Origin of the sequence: Sphingomonas sp. PvP056 (genome assembly GCF_040549155.1) — a bacterium.
Lineage (GTDB): Bacteria > Pseudomonadota > Alphaproteobacteria > Sphingomonadales > Sphingomonadaceae > Sphingomonas.
Genome location: NZ_JBEPST010000004.1, coordinates 76,947 through 96,562, shown reverse-complemented (window position 1 = coordinate 96,562; position 19,616 = coordinate 76,947). Strand labels below are relative to the sequence as shown.

15 protein-coding genes and 1 tRNA gene are annotated in these 19,616 nt (G+C 66.1%); 8 read left to right on the top strand and 8 right to left on the bottom strand.

Annotated elements, in window-relative coordinates; all coding sequences use genetic code 11:
- The first annotated feature begins 133 nt into the window (after nt 1-133).
- Complete coding sequence (locus ABIC17_RS11010; RefSeq protein ID WP_354281824.1) at nt 134-1,462, top strand: DUF2142 domain-containing protein; 1,329 nt, start codon at nt 134-136, stop codon at nt 1,460-1,462.
- Between the two features lie 100 nt (nt 1,463-1,562).
- Here the strand turns inward: ABIC17_RS11010 and ABIC17_RS11005 are convergent, their stop codons facing one another.
- Nucleotides 1,563-2,114, bottom strand: a complete 552-nt coding sequence (locus tag ABIC17_RS11005; RefSeq protein WP_354281822.1) for a dTDP-4-dehydrorhamnose reductase family protein — start codon at nt 2,112-2,114, stop codon at nt 1,563-1,565.
- Nucleotides 2,115-2,358: 244 nt separating this feature from the next.
- Nucleotides 2,359-2,445 (bottom strand) — tRNA-Tyr (locus ABIC17_RS11000).
- Nucleotides 2,446-2,634: 189 nt separating this feature from the next.
- Between ABIC17_RS11000 and ABIC17_RS10995 the strand changes: the two genes are divergently transcribed.
- Both ABIC17_RS10995 and rlmB read left to right on the top strand, forming a co-directional pair.
- The gene (locus ABIC17_RS10995; RefSeq protein ID WP_354281820.1) at nt 2,635-4,257 is read left to right on the top strand and encodes a M20/M25/M40 family metallo-hydrolase; all 1,623 of its coding nucleotides are present in this window, start codon (nt 2,635-2,637) and stop codon (nt 4,255-4,257) included.
- A gap of 40 nt (nt 4,258-4,297) precedes the next feature.
- Nucleotides 4,298-5,044 carry a 23S rRNA (guanosine(2251)-2'-O)-methyltransferase RlmB gene (gene rlmB / locus ABIC17_RS10990; RefSeq protein ID WP_354281818.1) on the top strand — a complete coding sequence of 249 codons (747 nt, stop codon included), beginning with the start codon at nt 4,298-4,300 and terminating at the stop codon, nt 5,042-5,044.
- A gap of 141 nt (nt 5,045-5,185) precedes the next feature.
- On the opposite strand, the gene ABIC17_RS10985 is transcribed toward rlmB, so the two are convergent.
- On the bottom strand, nt 5,186-5,503 hold the full coding sequence (locus tag ABIC17_RS10985) for a 2Fe-2S iron-sulfur cluster-binding protein (RefSeq protein WP_354281816.1): 318 nt from the start codon (nt 5,501-5,503) through the stop codon (nt 5,186-5,188).
- A gap of 81 nt (nt 5,504-5,584) precedes the next feature.
- On the opposite strand from ABIC17_RS10985, the gene ABIC17_RS10980 reads away from it, so the two are divergent.
- From ABIC17_RS10980 to ABIC17_RS10970, 3 genes are read left to right on the top strand one after another with little or no spacing between them, the layout of a single operon-like run.
- Nucleotides 5,585-6,208: a DNA-3-methyladenine glycosylase family protein gene (locus tag ABIC17_RS10980; protein ID WP_354281814.1), complete on the top strand. Its 624-nt coding sequence runs from the start codon at nt 5,585-5,587 to the stop codon at nt 6,206-6,208.
- Complete coding sequence (locus ABIC17_RS10975) at nt 6,208-6,558, top strand: hypothetical protein (protein WP_354281813.1); 351 nt, start codon at nt 6,208-6,210, stop codon at nt 6,556-6,558. The genes ABIC17_RS10980 and ABIC17_RS10975 overlap by 1 nt, the downstream gene beginning before the upstream one ends.
- Nucleotides 6,555-7,424, top strand: coding sequence for an S-methyl-5'-thioadenosine phosphorylase (locus ABIC17_RS10970; protein ID WP_354281812.1), 870 nt, complete (start codon nt 6,555-6,557; stop codon nt 7,422-7,424). The genes ABIC17_RS10975 and ABIC17_RS10970 overlap by 4 nt, the downstream gene beginning before the upstream one ends.
- A gap of 238 nt (nt 7,425-7,662) precedes the next feature.
- Here ABIC17_RS10970 and ABIC17_RS10965 read toward each other — a convergent pair whose 3' ends face one another.
- From ABIC17_RS10965 to ABIC17_RS10945, 5 genes are all read right to left on the bottom strand, one after another.
- Nucleotides 7,663-8,481: an HpcH/HpaI aldolase/citrate lyase family protein gene (locus ABIC17_RS10965; protein ID WP_354281811.1), complete on the bottom strand. Its 819-nt coding sequence runs from the start codon at nt 8,479-8,481 to the stop codon at nt 7,663-7,665.
- Nucleotides 8,478-10,028 (bottom strand): efflux transporter outer membrane subunit, encoded by a 1,551-nt coding sequence (locus ABIC17_RS10960; protein WP_354281810.1) that lies wholly within the window; start codon nt 10,026-10,028, stop codon nt 8,478-8,480. Before ABIC17_RS10960 ends, ABIC17_RS10965 begins: the two co-directional genes overlap by 4 nt.
- Entirely contained in the window at nt 10,025-13,225 is a 3,201-nt protein-coding gene (locus ABIC17_RS10955) for an efflux RND transporter permease subunit (RefSeq protein ID WP_354281809.1), read from the bottom strand. The genes ABIC17_RS10960 and ABIC17_RS10955 overlap by 4 nt, the downstream gene beginning before the upstream one ends.
- 10 nt (nt 13,226-13,235) lie before the next feature.
- Nucleotides 13,236-14,342, bottom strand: coding sequence for an efflux RND transporter periplasmic adaptor subunit (locus tag ABIC17_RS10950; RefSeq protein WP_354281808.1), 1,107 nt, complete (start codon nt 14,340-14,342; stop codon nt 13,236-13,238).
- A 307-nt stretch (nt 14,343-14,649) separates the two neighbouring features.
- Nucleotides 14,650-15,918: an amidohydrolase family protein gene (locus ABIC17_RS10945; RefSeq protein WP_354281807.1), complete on the bottom strand. Its 1,269-nt coding sequence runs from the start codon at nt 15,916-15,918 to the stop codon at nt 14,650-14,652.
- A gap of 48 nt (nt 15,919-15,966) precedes the next feature.
- Here ABIC17_RS10945 and ABIC17_RS10940 point away from each other — a divergent pair, with 48 nt between their 5' ends.
- On the top strand, nt 15,967-18,177 hold the full coding sequence (locus ABIC17_RS10940; protein ID WP_354281805.1) for a penicillin acylase family protein: 2,211 nt from the start codon (nt 15,967-15,969) through the stop codon (nt 18,175-18,177).
- Between the two features lie 253 nt (nt 18,178-18,430).
- Nucleotides 18,431-19,615: an efflux RND transporter periplasmic adaptor subunit gene (locus ABIC17_RS10935; protein ID WP_354282315.1), complete on the top strand. Its 1,185-nt coding sequence runs from the start codon at nt 18,431-18,433 to the stop codon at nt 19,613-19,615.
- The last annotated feature ends 1 nt before the right edge of the window (nt 19,616 follow it).

Genomic DNA, 19,616 nt, shown 5'->3' with positions numbered 1-19,616 from the left:
TTTTATGGTTAATCCAAAAAAGGCATGGTTTTAAGCACATCGCACTGCCTTCGTGGACATAGATGCGAGCGTTGGGGGGAGAGATATGCAGTCGCGATTTCCGTGGCGGAAACTGGACACCATCTACCTGTGGATGGTCGCGCCGCTGATCCTCGCGATGGTCTATATCCTGCCGCCGTTCCAGGCCCCGGACGAAGCCGCCCACTTCTATCGCGCAGTACAGATTTCGCACGGCCAGTTTCGACCCGCAATCGCTCCACCAACCTATCGCCAGGGGGCCGGCGGTTCAGTCGATACCGCGGCATATCAATTGGTCGACCGATATTGCGGGATGCCGAACTGGAACTGCGCACGGCAAGACCGGCCAACCCTTGCTGCGTTGGCAGCCGGATCGCCGCCGGGTCCGTTGCAGACGGTCTCCTTCAGCAATACCGTCGTTTACCTGCCAATAGCGCACGTCGTCCCCGCCGTGGGGATCGCGATCGCGCGAGCGGCTGGTTTGAACCCGCTGGCGTGGCTTTACGCAGGACGGGTCGCAGCCGCTCTTTTCGCCATAGCGATGAGTTGGTTGGCACTGCGTCTGCTGCGCGATCACAGCGCGTCGGCTTTGGTGTTCGCGGTCGCCGCTCTGCCGATGGTATCCTCCATCTCGCCGACGCTTTGCGCCGATTCGGGCGTTGTCAGCTGCAGTCTGCTGTTGTTTGCCTTGTGCGCCACCTTGCTGGAGGGATCGCCGTTTGGCTGGCAACTAGGTCTGGCCCTGGTCGTCGCGGTTTTCTACGCATCCGCGGCCAAGCTTGCTTACCTGCCGCTGGCCCTGCTTCCGTTGGGATGTGCAATCTCTGGACGGCGTTCGAGAACAGTCGTGATCACCACGGCCCTTGTTGCGCTGTGCGCGATCGGAACGACGCTCCTGTGGTCGTCGGCCATCAGAGAGTATGTGTTCCCAATATCGCAGGACCTGAAGGTCGATCCGGAGGGCCAGCTTGTTTATATTCGCGGTCATCCCATCGCGTTTGCCCTGACCATCGGGAAGTCGATGATCGTTCAGGCGCCCTTCGCGGCTATAACGCTCATTGGACGAAAGCTGTCTGATCTGCGGGTATTGTTGCCGTGGGCCGTGGTCGCGATGTCCGCCGTCACTCTTGCGGCGGGAGCCATCACCTCGGGCAGTCGACGCGTACGGCTGCCGTTGCACTTGTTCGCGTTCGTGATCGTCGCCGGGTGCGCAGCGGCGACCTTCCTGTTTCTCTACGTGCAGAACAGTGCGGTCGGCAGCACGCGGGTTGAGGCGTACCAGGGTCGCTACCTCATTCCGCTATTGCCGTTCCTCGCGTTCGTTGTTCCGCCAGTACGGCCACTGGAGTCCATTCGTGTAGCGGCACGCTCTTGGGTTGGTTTCGGCGGAACGCTTGCGACCATTTCGGTAGCATTGTTTCTCGCCGTACGGACGTGGGGCTGATCGGCTGCGTGATTGCCGCCGGGAGTGTCCAGTCCCGGACCAGCTGCGCACGCCCGTCCGGGAAGATGGCGATGCGCCTGAACATCCCGAATGCCCGAACTCACGCTGTCGTGGCCGCGCAGACCTCCGCCACGTCATCCGCCCGCCGCGCGGGTTTCGCCACGCTGCCTACGGGGTGTCCCGTACCCCCCATCAGACGCTCCATCACGCGCGCATACAGCACGTCACCCGTCACCAGCTCGTGATAGAAGGGGTTGGCCGGATCCCCCGCAACTCCGTCGCCGGGAAAATAGCCGACCCGGTCCGTCACCACATTGGCACCCTCGCCGCGATAGAAGACGACGAGTTGCTCGATCACCAATTTCGCGCGTCCATAAGCAGTGTCGGTTCCGATATGCAGCGACGAGGGGATGAAGATCCCGGCCAGGCGCCGCCATTCCGCAAGATGCTGCACCGCGCGCTGGACGTGACCCGCCGGATCTTCATGCTGATACGCGCAATCGAACAGATAGGCGCGCGCGCCGACCATCGGCCACTCTAGCCGCGCGATCGCATCGCCGGTGATCACCTCAAGGCCGTCCCGCGCAAGGCGTGCCGCAAACGCACTTCCGACGCGACCTTCATGGCCGTGAACAATCGCAATACGGCGCATGTCAATTCCTTGGCAGTTGGCCGATCGACCGGGAGTGACGGGCGATGGCGATTTGCCACTTCCCCAGGAGAATAACGCTAGCGGTGAAGGAGCGCAGACAGCGCCCTGCTCTTACCTCGGCGAGCATAGGCAAATGCGCGCTACCGTCGCAAGCGGCGCGTGGTGGTCCGTGCCGACCCGGGGGCGGGTCGAGCAAAACCGCGTCGTGATGATTGAACGTGCTTCCGGAAACGCCGGAAGACGATGGTGGACAGGGTAGGGTTCGAACCTACGTAGGAGAAACTCCGGCAGATTTACAGTCTGCTGCCTTTAACCACTCGGCCACCTGTCCCCAGGCTCGCTCCCCGAAAGGATCGTCGCTCCGAAAAGCGAGGGCGTCCAATGCCGATCACCGGGCGTGCTGTCAACGCCCCCGATACGCAATTTTGCGCAAACCGCCCGGGCTTGCACGCTCGCCCCGCCCCGCATACCGGTAGACCGTCGTCCGGCCGGACGGCATCAGACAACCGGGGGGTTTATCATGCGTCGAGTCCTGCTTCTGTCCAGCGCGGTCGCGCTCGTCTCCACGCCCGCGTTCGCGCCCGTGTTCGCGCAGAGCGTCGATCGCGTGGCGGTGACCCGCATCATTGACGAAGGCATGGCGCATAGCGACGTCATGCCGATCGCGGCGCACCTGTCCGATGTGATCGGCCCGCGGATGACCAACTCCCCCGCAATGCGGCAGGCCGAGGCGTGGACGCAGGCGAAGTTCAGCGAATGGGGCCTGCGCAACGTCCACAAGGAAGGATTCGATTTCGGTCGCGGATGGTCGATCGTCAGTTCGAGCGTACGCATGCTGACCCCGCGCCCGATCGCGCTGACCGCGATCCCGATCGCATGGACGCCCGCGACCAACGGCCCGCTCCGCGCGCCGGTCATCGTCGCGCCGATGAAGCGCGAGCGCGACTTCGCCAAATGGCACGGCCAGCTGACGGGCAAGATCGTCATGGTCACCCTGCCCGACAGCGGATCCGAACCGAAGGAGGCCGCTTTCCAGCGCTACAGCGCGGACGAGCTGCGCAAGCTCGACCAGTATCAGCAGCCGACCTACGATCCCGACGCGATCGACCGGCGGGTCAAGCGGCTCGACTACGCCAAGAAGCTCGACGCGTTCCTCAAGGCGGAAGGCGCAGTCGCGATGGCGACGATGGCGTATCGCGACGGGAAGCTCGTCAGCGGCGAAGGCTACACGTTCGGGGTCGGTGACACGCCGTCGCTCCCCGCGGTGCAGATTGCGGCGGAGGATTACCGCCGGCTCGCGCGCCTCGCCAAGGTCGGCCCCGCCCCCACGCTCGAGATCACCAGCGACGTGCGCTTCGATGACGCGGACACGCAGGCGTACAACGTCATCGCCGAAATCCCCGGGACCGACCCCAAGGCGGGCTATGTCATGGCCGGCGCGCATCTCGATTCGTGGGTCGCGGCAGACGGTGCTGCCGACAATGGCGCAGGCTCGGCGATGGTGATGGAAGCCGCGCGGATCATCGCCAAGACCGGCATCCGTCCCAGGCGGACCATCCGCTTCGCGCTTTGGGCAGGCGAGGAACAGGGGCTGCTCGGCTCGCTGTCCTATGTCGAGAGGCATCTCGCCACGCGCGGCAACCCCGCCGATCCCAAGCTGACCGGGCTCAAGCTCTACACCGGCTGGTCGAACCGCTGGCCGATCACGCCGCAGTCCGGCTGGGGTGATCTCGCGGCCTATTTCAACCTCGACAATGGCTCGGGCAAGATTCGCGGCATCTATGCCGAGAACAGCCCCGCGGTGGTACCGATCTTCCGCGACTGGCTCGCACCGTTCGCGTCGATGGGCGCGACCGAGGTGGTGATCCGCAAGACCGGCGGGACCGATCATGTCTTCATGCAGGCGGTCGGCGTGCCGGGGTTCCAGTTCATTCAGGATCCGCTCGATTATGGCAGCCTGGTGCATCATTCGAGCATCGACACGTTCGATCACCTGAAGGGCGACGACATGCGGCAGGGCGCGACGATCCTTGCATCGTTCCTGGTCAATGCGGCAAATGCGGACAAGGCCTTGCCTCGCCCGCCATTGCCGACCAAGCCCGTCGCGACCGACCCCTTCGCTTATTCGGACGAGGAAGAATGACCGTGACTGTAGTGCGTATGATGAAGTTGGAGCAGCGTTGATGGCAGCACGTCGTGGACATCGTCCGTCCCAGGCCCCCGCGGGCCGCCCGCGGTTCTGGGGACGGCACGCCGTCGCCGCCGCGTTCGAGAACCCCGAACGCGTCGTCCGCAAGATCTGGGCGACGCGCGAGGCGAGCGCCGCGCTGGACATCCCCGCGGATGTGCCGATCGTGTTCGCCGAAGTGACCGATCTCGCGCGGCTGGTGCCGGGCGACGCGCCGCATCAGGGGATCGTGATCGAAGTCGAACCGCTCGAGGACATGTGGCTCGCCGACCTGTTGCAGCAGGGGCAGGACGACAAGCGTCCGCTGATTGTGCTCGATCAGGTCACCGACCCACACAATGTCGGCGCGATCATGCGTTCGGCGGCGGCGTTCGATGCGTTGGGCATCGTGACGCCCGACCGGCACGCGCCCCCCGAATCGGGAACGATCGCACGTGCGGCTTCGGGCGCGCTCGAGATCGTACCGTGGGTGCGCGTGGTCAATCTGGCGCGCGCGCTCGACGAGATCGCGGAAGCGGGGTTCTGGCGGGTCGGGCTGACCGGCGAGGCGACGCAGACGCTCAACCAGGCAATGGGCACGCAGCGCGTCGCGCTGGTGCTGGGGGCCGAGGGCGAAGGCATGCGGCAGAATACCGCGTCGCATTGCGATGAACTCGCACGCCTGCCTATTTCGCCGAAGATGGAGAGCCTCAACGTGTCGAACGCAGCGGCGATCGCGCTGTATGCGGCGGCGAGCCGGTAGGAGTTTTTCCTGAAACCCTTCCCCGGCGAAGGCCGGGGCCCAGGAGCGAGCCGATCGTAGTTCACGCGCTGCGCAAGATTACATCGGCCATCACGACTGGGCCCCGGCCTTCGCCGGGGAAGAGCCTTTATCAGTTACCGATCAATCCTCGGCGGCGATCGTCACCTTGAGGCCATCGAGATCATCGGTGAACGCGACCTGGCACGACAGCCGCGACGTTGCGTTGCGATCCGCCGACGAATCCAGCAAATCGTCCTCGTCCGCGCTCATTTTCGGAAGTTTGGCGACAAAGTCCGGGTCGACATGCACGTGGCACGTCGCACAGGAGCAGCAGCCACCGCACAAGGCAAGCAGTTCATCGATCCCGGCGTCGCGAATGACTTCCATCACCGAAAGGCCGGCCTCTCCCATGATCTCGCGTTCTTCTCCTTCACGAGTCACGACGATAAGCTTGGGCATAGGTGAATCCTTGTATCACTGCGTCACCCTTGCCATGCCCAGCCGGACGCCGCGACGCAAGCGGCAAGCACGGGGTTTCCTATGGGCTTGACGACCGAACAGTTGACCGAGGCGATGGACGCGCTCGCCGCGCGCGAGCCTGCGTTCGCGGTGGCGCTGGAGCGCATCGGCTATCCGCCGCCCCGGATCAGCGAACGCGGCTTCGGCACGCTGCTGCGCACGATCATCGGGCAGCAGGTGAGCGTGACCTCGGCACAATCGACCTACCGGAAGCTCGAGGGGATCGTCGGCAGCCTCGACGACCCGGCGAACATCATCGCCGCGACCGACGAACAACTGCGCGCCGCCGGCCTGTCGCGCCAGAAGGCAAGCTATGCGCGCAGCCTCTCCACGCTCGTCACCAGCGGGGAGCTCGATCTCGCCAACCTCCCCGAGGATGATGAGGAAGCGATCGCCAAGCTGGTCGCGGTCAAGGGCATCGGGCGCTGGTCCGCCGAAATCTATCTGCTGTTTGCCGAAGGGCGCACCGACATCTGGCCCGCAGGGGATCTGGCCGTGCAGATCGAAATCGGGCGGCTGCTCGGTCATGAAGCGCGCCCCAGCGAGAAGCTAGTGCGCGAACTTGCCGAACCCTGGCGACCCCATCGCGGCGCGGCGGCGATCTTTGCCTGGTATCACTACCAAAGCGACATGAAGGTCATCTGATGGCGCGTGCCGATCGCCTCGCCCGGATCGATGCCGACCGCATCGAGCATGAGACAGACTATCGCGCCGCGCTGGTCGCGGCGTTGCAGACGACCGCGAAGGGCCGCTGGGGGCTGTTCGGGCATCAGGGCAAGAAGGGGGAGACCCCGGCGTCGGTCGCGACCGTCACAGCGTTGATCGAATTGGGCGAGACGATCGACGATCTCCGCGACACGCTGGGAATGGAGCCCTTCGCATTGCATGCGGACTTCGTTGCGGCGCGCGGACCGGTGCGCTCCGATGCAGTGGGTGAACCCAAGCAGGCGCAGGCGTGGCTTGCGCGTCTGGAACAGGAATCGGGAACGGCATGAGCGGACAGTGGACAATCGGGATCATCGGCGGCTCCGGCCTGTATGCGATCGACCAGTTGGAAAATCCGGAGTGGCGGCGCGTCGATACGCCATGGGGGTCGCCGTCGGATGACTTGCTGTTCGGCAATATCGGCGCGGTTGAACTCGTGTTCCTTCCCCGCCACGGTCGCGGGCACCGGATCAGCCCGTCTGAGCTCAACGCGCGTGCCAATATCGATGCGCTGAAGCGGGCGGGCTGCACCGACATTCTGGCGATCTCGTCGATCGGGTCGTTGCGCGAGGAACTGGAGCCGGGACGGTTCGTCGTGGTCGACCAGTTCATCGATCGCACCACACAGCGCGACCCCAGCTTCTTCGGCACCGGCATGGTCGCGCACGTCTCGATGGCGGAACCGGTGTGCCCGCGCCTGTCCGCCTTTGCCGCGGAAGCCGTGGCAAGCGCGGGCGGCAACGTGACCAAGGGTGCAACCTATCTCGCGATGGAAGGCCCGCAATTCTCGACCCGCGCGGAAAGCCTGATGTATCGCCAATGGGGCGCTGACGTGATCGGCATGACCGCGATGCCTGAAGCCAAACTCGCGCGCGAGGCGGAGATGCCCTACGCGCTGATCGGCATGGTGACCGACTATGATTGCTGGCGCGAGGAAGCGGCATTCGTCGAGGTCAGCGAGGTCATCAAGCAGATGGGCGCGAACGGCGCGATCGCGCGGCAGACGGTCGCAGCGCTGGTCGCGGCTCTCCCTGCCGAGCGCACCCCCTCCCCGCTCGACACGGTGCTCGACCATGCGCTGATCACCGCGCCCGACACGCGCGACCCGGCGGTGCTTGCCAAACTCGACGCAGTGGCAGGACGCGTGCTGCGCTAACAGCGCCGCAGGCTAATCTACTCTCTTCTACCTTCGTGGCTTTGTGTCTTTGTGCGAGAAAAAGACTTTCTCACGCAAAGGCGCAAAGGCGCGAAGTTAGAAGAACAGGAAGATGCGGACCAAGGAACGCAACCCTTTTTCTCTTCGCGGCTTTGCGCCTTTGCGTGATCAGAATTTCTCGCACAAAGACACGAAGCCACAAAGGTAGAAGAAGGGCTACTGGCTTCGCCGGTTTGGGTCAGGCGCTCGCCACGATCTGCTCGGCTTGTGCAAGATGCAGCCGCTCGACCATTTCGCCGTCGACGCGGATCGCGCCCAGCCGCGCATTCTCGGGCAAGGCGAATGCGGCAATGACCGCCTCCGCCCAGCGCACCTGATCCGCCGACGGCGCGAACGCGCGGTTGGCGGGGGCGATTTGCGCGGGGTGGATCAGGGTCTTGCCGTCGAACCCGAACGCCGCACCCTGCGCGCACTCCGCCGCGAGTTCGGAGGTGTCAGCAAGCACGTTGGAAACACCGTCGAGCGCGATCAGCTGATGCGCCCGCGCCGCCGTGACGATCGCGACCAGATGCGGCAGCAACGGCAGCCGATCGCTCCCCGGCGTGCAACGCATGTCCTTCGCCAGATCATTCGTCCCCGCGATCAGGCACACTAGCCCCGGTGCCGCCGCAATCGCTGGCAACGCGAGCATCGCTGCGCACGTCTCGATCATCGCCCATAGCGGCACATCGCCCAACGTCGCGTGCGCCAGCGCTAGATCGTCGGGGTGCGACACCTTGGGCAGCAGCACCGCATCGAAGCCCGCGCCGCGCGCCGCTTCCAGATCCGCCTCGCCCCATTCGGTGTCGAGCGCATTGACGCGCAGCACGAGCAACCGATCGCCGAACCCGCCGGTCCGCGCCGCAACAATTGCCTGCGCACGGGCGTCCACCTTGCTGTCGGGCGCGACCGCGTCTTCCAGGTCGAGGATCACCGCGTCGCAGTCGAGCCCGCGTGCTTTCTCGATCGCGCGCCCATTCGACGCGGGCATGAACAAGGCGCTGCGGATCCGCTTCACGGTTGCACCACCGGTTCGCGCCGCACCGGCGCGGGCGCGTCTTCCCAGCCACCGCCAAGCGCCTTGAACAGGCTGATCTGCGCATCCGCCACCACCGCATCCGACTGCGCGAGCGCGGCGCGCGCGTCGGCACGGTCGCGCTCGGCCTGGATCAGCAGCAGGAAACTGTCCGCGCCATAATCGAAGCGCAATTGCGACAGCTTCGCCGCTGCGCTGCTCGACGCTTCGGCACGGCGCAGTGCCGCGTTGCGATCGAGCGCCCCCGAATAGCGCGCCAGCGCCTGTTCGACTTCCTGCAACGCGGTCAGCACGCGTCCGTCGAACGTCGCGAGGCTCGCATCCGCCCCGGCCCGCGCCTGGCGGATCCGCGCGCGCGCGATCGTCTGGTTGGGGAAGCTCCATGAAATCAGCGGCCCCGCCGAATAGGTCACCGCGCTGCTCTTGAACAACTGGCTCCCGCGCTGCGCGTTGAGCCCGATCGACCCGAGCAGCGAGATCTTCGGATACAGCTCGGCAGTCGCGATCCCGATCCGCGCAGTGTCGGCGGCGAGCGTGCGCTCGGCCTGGCGCACGTCGGGACGCCGGCGGATCAGCGCCGCGCCGTCGCCGATCGGCAGGATGTCGCGCACCGTCGGCGGCGTGGAGCACGCGTTGGCCGCGGCATCGATCTGCTCGGGCGGCAAACCCGTCAGCACCGCGAGCGCATAGAGCGACGCGCGCCGCTCCGCCTCGAAGCCGGGGATCGTCGCCTGGGTCTGCGCGAGCAGCACGTCAGCGCGATCGACGTCGCGTCGCGTCCCGCGCCCGGCGGTGAACAGCGTGTTGGTCAGCCCGAGCGTGCGTTGCTGGAGCTTGACCGTTTCCTCGGCGACCCCACGCTGCTGGGCGTTGCTGCACGCGCTCGCATAAGCGCGCGCGGTCTCGGCCGCGACCGAGACGCGCGAGGCGTCGAGCTGTGCCTGCGCCGCCTGGACGTCGCCGCGCGCCGCCTCGATCGCGCGGGTGATGCCGCCAAACAGGTCGACTTCATAAGAGGCGTCGAACCCGAGCTTGAAACTGTTAAAGACGAACGACTGCGGCGTCACTGCACCGCCAGTCCCCGTACCGGTTCCAGTTCCGGTCCCAGTCCCGGTTCCTGTTCCAGTTCCTGTCCCGGTCCCAGTTCCGACGCCGGTCCCCGCCCCCCCGAAACCGAGGCTCGCGGTATTGATCTGCGCGCGCGTGAAGCTCGCGTTCGGGCCGGTCGTCGGCAGGCGCGCGCCGCGCTGTTCGGATAGCACGGCGCGGGCACGCTCGAGGTTGCCCGCCGCGACGCGCACGTCGGTATTGTGCGCGAGCGCATCTGCGACCAGCCGGTCGACCACGGGGTCGTTGTACAAGCGCCACCAATGGTCGGGGAGCGGCGTCGGGGTGATCCCCTTGCCGATCCCGGCCTCGGCGAACGCGCCGCCCGTGGGCGGCACCGGCGTCGTCGGCGTCTTGTAGTTAGGGCCCACCACGCACGCCGAAAGCGCGAACGCGGGGAGGACGGTCAGGATACGCTTCATGCCGGTTTTCCTTCCGGAGCGGGCAGCTGGGCGGGCGCGTGATCGTCCGTCCCCGGCCGCTTCCGGCGCAGTTTCGAGGCGACCCAATCGCCCCCCTTGCGGCTGATGACGTAGAAGCTCGGCGTGAACAGTAGGCCGAACGTCGTCACGCCGATCATCCCGAAGAACACCGCCACGCCCAACGCCTTGCGCATTTCCGCGCCAGGCCCCGACCCGAGCACCAGCGGCAACACGCCGAGGATGAACGCGATCGACGTCATCAAAATCGGGCGGAGACGCTGCTCGGCGGCATGTTCCGCTGCCTTGTAGAGCTCCATCCCGGCATCTTCGTTCGCGCGCGCGAATTCGACGATCAGGATCGCATTCTTCGCCGCCAGACCGATCAGCACGACCAGCCCGATCTGGGTCAGGATGTTATTGTCCATCCCCATCAGGTTCACGCCCACGATCGCCGCGAGCAGGCACATCGGCACGATCAGGATAACCGCGAACGGCAGCACCAAGCTCTCGTAATTCGCCGCGAGCAGCAGGAAGACGAACAGCACCGCCAGCCCGAACACCAGCGAGCCGGTATTGCCCGCCTGCTGCTGCTCGAACGCGATTTCGGTCCATTCGTAGCTCATGCCCTTGGGCAGCGTCTCGCCCGCGATCTTGGCCATCGCCTGCAGGCTCTGCCCGGAGGAATAGCCGCGCGACGTGTCGCCCTGCAATTCCGCCGACGGGTAGAGGTTGTACCGCACCACGCGGTACGGCCCGGTATCGTTGCGCAGCGTCATCACCGCATCCAGCGGCACCATGTTGCCCGCCGCCGACCGAGTCCGCAAATGCCCGACGTCGGACACCTGGTCGCGATACGGCGCATCCGCCTGCGCGGTGACGCGGTAGGTGCGCCCCAGATAGTTGAAGTCGTTGATGTACGACGACCCCAGATAGCTGCCGAGCGTCGAGAACACGTTCGATACGGGTACGCCGAGCTGCTCGGCACGCTCGCGGTCGATGTCCGCGAACAGGCGCGGGGTGCGGTTGTTGAAGGTGGTGAACGCCGCCGTGATCCCCGGCGTCTGGTTCGCCTTCGCCATCATCCCGAACGCAGCGCCTTCCAGCGCCTTGAACCCGAGATTGCCGCGATCCTCGATCAGCATCTTCCAGCCGCCGCCGGTCCCGATCCCGCGCACCGGCGGTGGCGGGATGACGAGCAGCAAGCCCGCACTGAGCGGCGCGAACGCCTGTCGCATCTCGTTGGCGATCGCATCCGCGGCGCCACGGTCGGCATGCGGTTTGAGCGTGATGAACATCGCGCCGCCATTGGACGCGGTCGAGAAGGTCGCGCCGTCGAGACCCGCGAACGCCACCGTATCCTGTGTCGCCGGGTTCTTGTGGGCGATCTCGGCCGCGCGCCGGATCAGTTCGTCGGTCCGCTGGAGCGATGCGCCGGGCGGCAACTGCGCCGCGACGATCAGATAGCCCTGATCCTGCGCCGGAATGAACCCGGTCGGGGTCGCGGTGAAGCGCCAGCCAGCCAGCCCGATCAGGATGACATAAGCGATTCCGATGATCGCGAGGCTGCGGATCGCGCGAGCGGTGAACTTGCCGAAGCGATTGCCGAGCCAGTCGAACCCGCGGTTGAAGCCGCGTGCGAACCGCGTCCCGAGCCCGCGGATACCGGGCTTGGGCTCGGCATCATGCTTGGGCTTGAGGATCAACGCAGCGAGCGCGGGCGACAGCGTCAGCGAGACGAATGCCGAGATGGCGGTCGCCGATACAATCGTCAGCGCGAACTGCTGATAGAATTGCCCCGAGATGCCCGGAATGAAGCTCGTCGGGATGAACACCCCGCACAGCACCAGCGCGATCGCGATCAGCGCGCCCGACACTTCGTCCATCGTCTTGTGCGCGGCATCGAACGGGGAGAGGCCCTCCTCTTCCATCAGGCGTTCGATATTCTCGACCACGACGATCGCGTCGTCGACCACGATCCCGATCGCGAGCACCATGCCGAACAGCGACAGGTTGTTGAGCGAGAAACCGAATGCCGCGAGCACCGCGAGGCTGCCGAGCAGCGACACCGGGATCGCGATGATCGGGACGAGCGCCGCGCGCCAGCTTTGCAGGAACAGCAGCACGACCAGCGCGACCAGCACCAGTGCCTCGACCAGCGTATGCTCGACCGCTTCGATCGACGCCTGAATATACTCGGTCGGGTTGTACGGGATCGAATAAGTGAGGCCCGGCGGGAAGGTCTTGGCGACGTTGGCGACTTCCGCCTTCACCGCATCCGCCGTGCTGAGTGCATTCGAACCCGGCAACTGCGTGATGCCGATCGCGGTCATCGACTTGTTGTTGAGCATCGCGTTGATCGTGTAATCCTGCGCGCCCAGCTCGATCCGCGCGACGTCGCGCAGACGCGTCAGTCGCCCCTGGGCATCCCGCTTGACGATGATCGCGCCGAATTCCTCGGGCTTGGTCAACCGTCCGGTCGCCTGGATCCCGAGCTGGAATGCGGTCCCGCCCTCGTTGAACGGCGGCTGCCCGACCGACCCCGCGGCGACCTGCGCGTTCTGCGCCCGGACTGCGGAGGTGATCTCGTCGACCGTCAGATTGCGCGATGCGGCGCGGTCGGGGTCGACCCAGACGCGCATGTTGTAATCACGCCCACCGAACACGCGCACGCCACCCACGCCGGGAATCCGCGACAGGCGATCGATCAGCTGGGTAGTGGCGTAATTGGAGACGTAGGAGGAACTCAGCGACCCGTCGGGCGACGTCAGCGCGACCACCATCAGGATGTCGGGCGAGTTCTTGCGGACCGTCACGCCGATCTGGCGGACTTCCTCGGGCAGGCGCGGCTCGGCGGTGGAGACGCGGTTCTGCACCAGCACCTGCGCCTGATCGACGTTAGTGCCCTGCTTGAACGTGACGGTGATGGCGAGCGCGCCGTCACCGGTCGCCGACGAGGACATGTAGATCATGTTCTCGACGCCGTTGATCGATTCCTCGAGCGGCGCGGCGACGGTGGCGGCGAGCGTTTCCGCGTTCGCCCCCGGGAAGGTCGCGTTGACGACCACGGTCGGCGGCGCGATCTCGGGATATTGCGCGACCGGCAACCCCGGATAGGCGACGACCCCGAACACGATGATGAGGATCGACAGGACCGCCGCGAAGATCGGGCGATCGATGAAGAAATGGGGGAATTTCACGGGCTGCGCCTTAGTTCGCGGTCGCGTCGGAAGCGGGGGGTGCGCTTTCCTGGGTCGACTGCGGCGCGGTGTCCGCCGCCTTGGGCTTCATCTTGACGAGGTTTTCCTTGACCGTCGCGCCCGGTTGCAGCGTCGTGATGCCGTCGATCACAACATGCTCGGTCGGGGCCAGCCCCGACTTTACCACGCGTAACCCCTCGACCTGTGGGCCGGTCTCGACCGGGCGGGCGATGACCTTGCCTTCCTTGCCGACGACGTAGACGAGCTTGCGTGTCTGATCGGTGATGACCGCTTCATCGGGCACCAGCATCGCGCGGTAATGGCCCGATCCGAGCAGGCGCGCGCGACCGAACAGCCCCGGCGTCAGGAAGCCGTCGGGATTGGCGATGACGGCATGCGCGCGGATCGTCCCCGAATTGGGATCGATCGCATTGTCAACGAATTCCATCTTGCCGTGCCAGCGAAAGCCCTTCTCGTCGGCAAGCTGGACGTCGACCGGGTTGTGCGTCGTGCGCGACGAGCCACGCTCGCCGGTCTTCGCCTGACGCAGATATTTGAGGTAGAAGCTTTCGGCCCCTTCGAACGAGAACCAGATCGGGTCGGTCGAGACGACGCGGGTGAGGACGCTGGTGGCTTCCGTGGCGTAATTGCCGGTGCTGACGCGCCGGTCCGACACGATCCCGGTGATCGGCGAACGCACCGTGGTGAAGCCGAGGTTGAGCTGCGCGGTCGTCACATTGGCACGTGCCGCGCCAAGGTCGGCCTGCGCGGTGCGGACCGCGGCGAGCTTGGTCTCATATTCCTCGCGCGCGATCGCTTCGGCCTTCAGCAGCACGTTGGCGCGGGTGAGTTCGGACTGGGCATTGGTCACCGACGCCTGCGCCTTGGCGACCTGTGCGCGCGCTTGTGCCAGTGCGGCCTGATACGGACGCGGGTCGATCGTGAACAGGGCATCGCCCTTCTTCACGCGCTGCCCGTTGGCGAAGAAGATCCGCTCGATCGTGCCCGACACGCGCGGGCGCAGCTCGACGTCCTGGATCGCCTCGAAGCGGCCTACGTATTCATCCCAATCGGTCACGTCGCGCTGCAAGGGTATGGCGACACTGACCTGCGGCATCGGGGGCGGCGGCGGTGCCTTTTGCGAACAGGCCGCAAGCAGACCGAAAGCGGCCGCACCAACAACCGGGCGCAAGATGCGCGCATGTGAACTCGTCAATGTCTGATCCCCATTTGGCGCATCGCTCGGCGGCCGGCCAGTGCGGCTCTGCTCTTCCGGCACGCCGCCGCTATGCAGGGACAAAAGTGCTGCCGCCGATGCTGCAATGCAAGAAGAATATACCGCCCGATCGGTACATATTTGCTAACACACTGTTTAAACGCCGTTATTATTCGGTGCGTGAGACAGCCGGGGCGAGATCGTCTCCTCAGCGCGGCACGACTGCCCCGCCCTTCATCACCCAGTCGACGTGCTGCACCGCCCCTGCATCCCGCATCAGGTGGCCCCGTACCGCGATCAGGTCGGCAAGCAGACCGGGCTTGATGCTGCCGCGATCGGTGAGGTGGAAGGCGCGGGCATTGCCCGATGTCGCAGCGATGAGCACGTCGCTGATCGGCATTCCGGCTTGTGCCAGCAGCACCATTTCGCGCGCATTCTCGCCATGCGCGAACACGCCGACGTCGCCCCCCATGCAGATCGGCACCCCGGCCGAGCGCGCCAGCGCCAGCGACGCGCGGTTCTCCGCGACCGCCTGCGGCACCGGATCGCCGCCGCTCCAGCCACGATAGCGCGATACCGCGTCCGATGCCGCGAGCGTCGGGCACAAGGCGATCCCGCGCGCCGCCATCGCCCGAAAGATCTCGGCTGTGCCACCATAGCCATGTTCGATCGTGTCGGCCCCGGCGGCGATTGCGCGGCGCATGCCTTCGGGGGTGGAGGTATGGACCGCGACGGTCCGTCCAGCATCATGCGCGGCGGCGACCGCGGCGGTCATTTCGGCTTGCGAGAAGGTCGCGCGGCTGGGCTCGCCCGGCCCCCAGCGATAGTCGCCGTACAGCTTGACCACGTCCGCCCCCGCCGCGATCTGGCTGCGGACGACGCGCACCACGTCATCGACACCACTCGCCTCTTCCGCGCCCTGCGGAACCGCGATCCCGGGTTCATAGCCCTTGGGCCCATACGCCCCCTTGGCCACGATCGCGCGCGTCGCGACGAGCATCCGCGGCCCCGGCACGATCCCCTGCGCAATCGCCTGCTTGAGACCGACGTCCGCATAGCCCGCCCCCTCGGTCCCGAGATCGCGTTCGGTCGTGAAACCCGCCAGCAGCGTCGCCCGCGCGCTCACCGAGGCACGCGCGGTGCGCAGCGCGAGCGGTTCGTGGAGCACCTGATCGTCCCACGACGTCTCGTTATAAGGGTGGAGGAACAGGTGCCCATGCCCCTCGATCATCCCGGGCATCAGCGTTTCGCCCGGCAAGTCGATCGTCTCCGCGCCCGCCGGCACCGCGAGCGCAGGGCCGACCGCTGCGATCCGTTCGCCCGTCACCAGCACCTGCCATCCGGCATGCGCGACCGGATCGACCCCGTCGAACACCGCGGCGGGCCGCAACAGGATCGTGCGCGTCGGTGCAGGGGCTGCCCCCATCGCCAGCAAGGCCACCCCGATCAGCCACGTCTTCGCGATCCGCCGCATCATCCACCCCAAGAGTTGTCGCGAGGCACGATGCCCGATAGCGTCGCCCCCATGGATACCCCCGCCCCCGCCATGCGCAAGCGCGCTGCTCTCCTTCTGGCGGCAACGCTGCTGTCGACCGCCGCTGCGCCCGCCCCGTCGGAACGCGCTCGCTGGAAGGCGGAGGCCGCCCGCGTCACAATCACGCGCGACACCTGGGGGATCGCGCATGTCCGCGGGACGACCGACGCGGATGCGGTGTTCGGCGCGATCTACGCGCAGGCGGAGGACGATTTCGCACGGATCGAGGCCAATTACCTCACCGCACTCGGCCGTACCGCCGAAGCCGAGGGCGAGACCGCCTTGTGGGCAGACCTCCGCCAACGCCTGTTCGCCGACCCGACCGATCTGCAGGCGCGCTATGCCGAGAGCCCGGCCTCTCTGCAGGCGCTGATGCGCGCATGGGCGGACGGGCTCAACTATTACCTCGCGACGCATCCCGGGACACGCCCCAAGGTACTGACGCGGTTCGAACCGTGGATGGCGCTGTCGTTCACTGAGGGGAGCATCGGGGGCGATATCGAACGCATTTCGCTGACCGACCTCGCCGCTTTTTACGGAGGCCAGCGCATCGCGGTGGCCGAGGAAGACGCCGGCCCGGTCCCCCGCGAGCCGCGCGGATCGAACGGCATCGCGATCGCGCCGCGCAACACGGTCGACGGGCACGCGCTGCTGCTGATCAACCCGCACACCAGCTTCTACTTCCGCGCCGAATTACAGATGACCAGTCGCGAGGGGCTCAACGCCTACGGCGCGTCGACCTGGGGGCAGTTCTTCATCTACCAGGGCTTTAATGAGAAAGCCGGGTGGATGCACACCTCCTCGGGCGTCGACAATGTCGATTCCTTTGCGGAGGACATCACTCGCGCCGGCAACGCGATCACCTACCGCTACGGCAGCGAACAGCGACCGGTCACGACGCGAGCGATTACCCTCGCCTATCGTAAGGCCGACGGCACGCTCGCGCGCCGCAGCTTCACTACCTATGCCACCCACCACGGCCCGATCGTCGCGGCGCAGGGCGGCAAGTGGATCGCGCAAGGGTTGATGTGGAAGCCCGTCCCCGCGCTTGAGCAGAGCTGGCTCAGGACCAAGGCGCAGGACCTCGCGAGCTACATGAAGGTCGCCGAGCGCCAGGCCAATTCGTCGAACGACACGCTGTTTGCCGACGCCAAGGGGCAGATCGCCTATCTTCATCCACAATTCGTGCCCGTTCGCAACGACACGTTCGATTATGCCAAGCCGGTCGACGGCGCGAACCCAGCGACCGACTGGAAGGGCCTGCACACCGTCGCCTCGCTGCCGAATGCGATCGACCCCGACGTCGGCTGGGTGCGCAACACCAACGACTGGCCGTGGAGCGCTGCTGGCCCCGACAGTCCCAAGGCCAAGGATTATCCCCATTATATGGATACGTTCGGCGAGAACCCGCGCGGGGTCCACGCCGATCTGCTACTCACGGGCAAGCATGATTTCACCCCGGAACGGCTGATGGCCGCCGCCTATGACAGCTACCTGCCCGCCTTCGCGCGGCTGATCCCCCCGCTGCTCAAGGCGTATGACGCGCTGCCCGACAAGGACGCGCGCCGCGCGAAACTAGCGGGGCCGATCGGCGTGCTGCGCGGCTGGAACTATCGCTGGGGTGCGGACTCGGTTGCGACCACGCTCGGCGTGCTGTGGGGCGGCAAGATGTGGCGTGAGGCAGGCACCTTCATTCAAGCCGAGCAGATCAATGTCCCCGATTACATCGCCACCCGCGTTGCCGACGCGCGCAAGCTCGACGCGCTGGGCGAAGCCGCCGACCAACTGACCCGCGACTTCGGGACGTGGCAGGTCGGCTGGGGCCAGATCAACCGCTTCCAGCGGCTCGACGACTCGATCCAGCCGCATTTCGACGATGCGAAGCCGAGCATCCCCGTACCCTTCACCTCGGCGCAATGGGGCAGCCTTGCGTCGTTCGGCGCGCGGCCCTACCCCAATACCAAAAAACTGTACGGATCGAGCGGCAACAGCTTCGTCGCAGTGGTCGAGTTCGGACCCAAGGTCCGCGCCTGGGCGGTGACTGCGGGTGGCGAAAGCGGTGATCCTGGGTCCCCGCATTTCCGCGACCAGGCAGAACGTTATGCCGGCGGCGCGCTGCGTCCGGTGTGGTTCTACCCCGCCGACATTACCGCGCATACCGTACGCCAGTACCGCCCGGGGGCAGCAGCACGCAAACGTTGAACAATGCCGCCCGGCACAGCCAACGTGGCAACGTTGTCAGATGCCGCAGCGCAACACACGTTCAATTCCTGCGGTCAGGCTGTACGCTCGCCTTGCAGCGCGGTTGGAAAAGCGGCATGTAACGCACGAAAATTACCCCTCTTGAGGTTGGTGGTTTATTCCTATAACACAGTGTTGCAAGCACGAAGGCTGCTCTCGGGCGGTACGGGCGGGGGGTAGGGTCGCAAGACCCTAAGGATCTGGATTGACTCAGATGAATTACGAGACGCGTGCGATCGGCAATGAGGAGGTACTTGGGCTCCCGAGTCCGGACGCGCCGCGCCGGGGACGGACCGGGCTGATCATCGGGATCATGATCGTCATCGCGATCGTGGCGGCGATCGCGTATTTCACTATGGGGCGCGCAAAGCCGGTCACGAAGGCGGTCGAGCAATTACCGCTCGTGTCGGTCGTGGTGCCGGGGCGGTCGAGCGTCGCGCGCGTCGTCTCGGCGACCGGATCGCTGGCCGCGCGCCGCGAAATGCCGATCGGCGTCGCGGGTGACGGTGGCATGGTGACGCGCGTCCTGGTCGAGCCCGGCCAGTGGGTCGCCAAGGGGCAGGTCCTCGCGCTGGTCGACCGCTCGGTCCAGACGCAGACGGCTGCGTCGCTCAACGCGCAGATCGCGGTCGCACGGTCGGATGCCGCGATCGCGCAATCCGAACTCGATCGTGCTCAGACGCTGGTGACGCGCGGGTTCCTCTCCAAGGCCGATCTGGAACGCAAGGCAGCGACCCGCGACGCCGCTTTGGCACGCGTCAAGGTCGCGCAGGCGACGCTCGGCGAGGCCAATGCGCGCACCAACCGGCTCGACATTCGGGCTCCTTCGGCGGGTCTTGTGCTGACCCGCGCAGTCGAGCCGGGGCAGATTGTCGGCCCGGGCACGGGGACGTTGTTCCGACTGGCCGACGGCGGCCAGATGGAAATGCGGGCGCAGATCAGCGAAGCCGATTTGCGCGGCCTGCGGATCGGCGCACGCGCTCAGGTCACGCCGGTCGGCGGCAGCGACAGCTTCACCGGAGAAGTGTGGCAGGTCTCCCCCGTGATCGATCCGACAAGCCGGCAAGGCATCGCGCGCATCGCCCTTTCGTACAATCCCGCGCTCCGCCCCGGCGGGTTTGCCTCGGCTTCGGTCGTCTCGGGCATGACCGACGTGCCGCAGCTGCCCAACTCGGCGATCCAGAGCGACGAAAAGGGCAATTTCGTGTATGTGATGGGTGCCGGCGATAAGATCGTCCGGCGCGCGATCAAGGTTGGCGAAGTGTCGGACAGCGGCGTCTCGATCGTCGAGGGGCTCAACGGCACCGAGCAAGTCGTCCTGTCGGCAGGAGCCTTCCTGACGCCGGACCAGAAGGTCAGACCGACGCGCGTCGCGGCGGCCACGGCAAAGCAGGGGTAGC

What these genes read in the sequence shown, in the direction of transcription:
- ABIC17_RS11010 (WP_354281824.1), top strand. Translation starts at nt 134, where the DNA reads ATGGTCGCGCCGCTGATCCTCGCGATGGTCTATATCCTGCCGCCGTTC.
- ABIC17_RS11005 (WP_354281822.1), bottom strand. Translation starts at nt 2,114, where the DNA reads ATGCGCCGTATTGCGATTGTTCACGGCCATGAAGGTCGCGTCGGAAGT.
- ABIC17_RS10995 (WP_354281820.1), top strand. Translation starts at nt 2,635, where the DNA reads ATGCGTCGAGTCCTGCTTCTGTCCAGCGCGGTCGCGCTCGTCTCCACG.
- rlmB (WP_354281818.1), top strand. Translation starts at nt 4,298, where the DNA reads ATGGCAGCACGTCGTGGACATCGTCCGTCCCAGGCCCCCGCGGGCCGC.
- ABIC17_RS10985 (WP_354281816.1), bottom strand. Translation starts at nt 5,503, where the DNA reads ATGCCCAAGCTTATCGTCGTGACTCGTGAAGGAGAAGAACGCGAGATC.
- ABIC17_RS10980 (WP_354281814.1), top strand. Translation starts at nt 5,585, where the DNA reads ATGGGCTTGACGACCGAACAGTTGACCGAGGCGATGGACGCGCTCGCC.
- ABIC17_RS10975 (WP_354281813.1), top strand. Translation starts at nt 6,208, where the DNA reads ATGGCGCGTGCCGATCGCCTCGCCCGGATCGATGCCGACCGCATCGAG.
- ABIC17_RS10970 (WP_354281812.1), top strand. Translation starts at nt 6,555, where the DNA reads ATGAGCGGACAGTGGACAATCGGGATCATCGGCGGCTCCGGCCTGTAT.
- ABIC17_RS10960 (WP_354281810.1), bottom strand. Translation starts at nt 10,028, where the DNA reads ATGAAGCGTATCCTGACCGTCCTCCCCGCGTTCGCGCTTTCGGCGTGC.
- ABIC17_RS10950 (WP_354281808.1), bottom strand. Translation starts at nt 14,342, where the DNA reads ATGCCGCAGGTCAGTGTCGCCATACCCTTGCAGCGCGACGTGACCGAT.
- ABIC17_RS10945 (WP_354281807.1), bottom strand. Translation starts at nt 15,918, where the DNA reads ATGATGCGGCGGATCGCGAAGACGTGGCTGATCGGGGTGGCCTTGCTG.
- ABIC17_RS10940 (WP_354281805.1), top strand. Translation starts at nt 15,967, where the DNA reads ATGGATACCCCCGCCCCCGCCATGCGCAAGCGCGCTGCTCTCCTTCTG.
- ABIC17_RS10935 (WP_354282315.1), top strand. Translation starts at nt 18,431, where the DNA reads ATGAATTACGAGACGCGTGCGATCGGCAATGAGGAGGTACTTGGGCTC.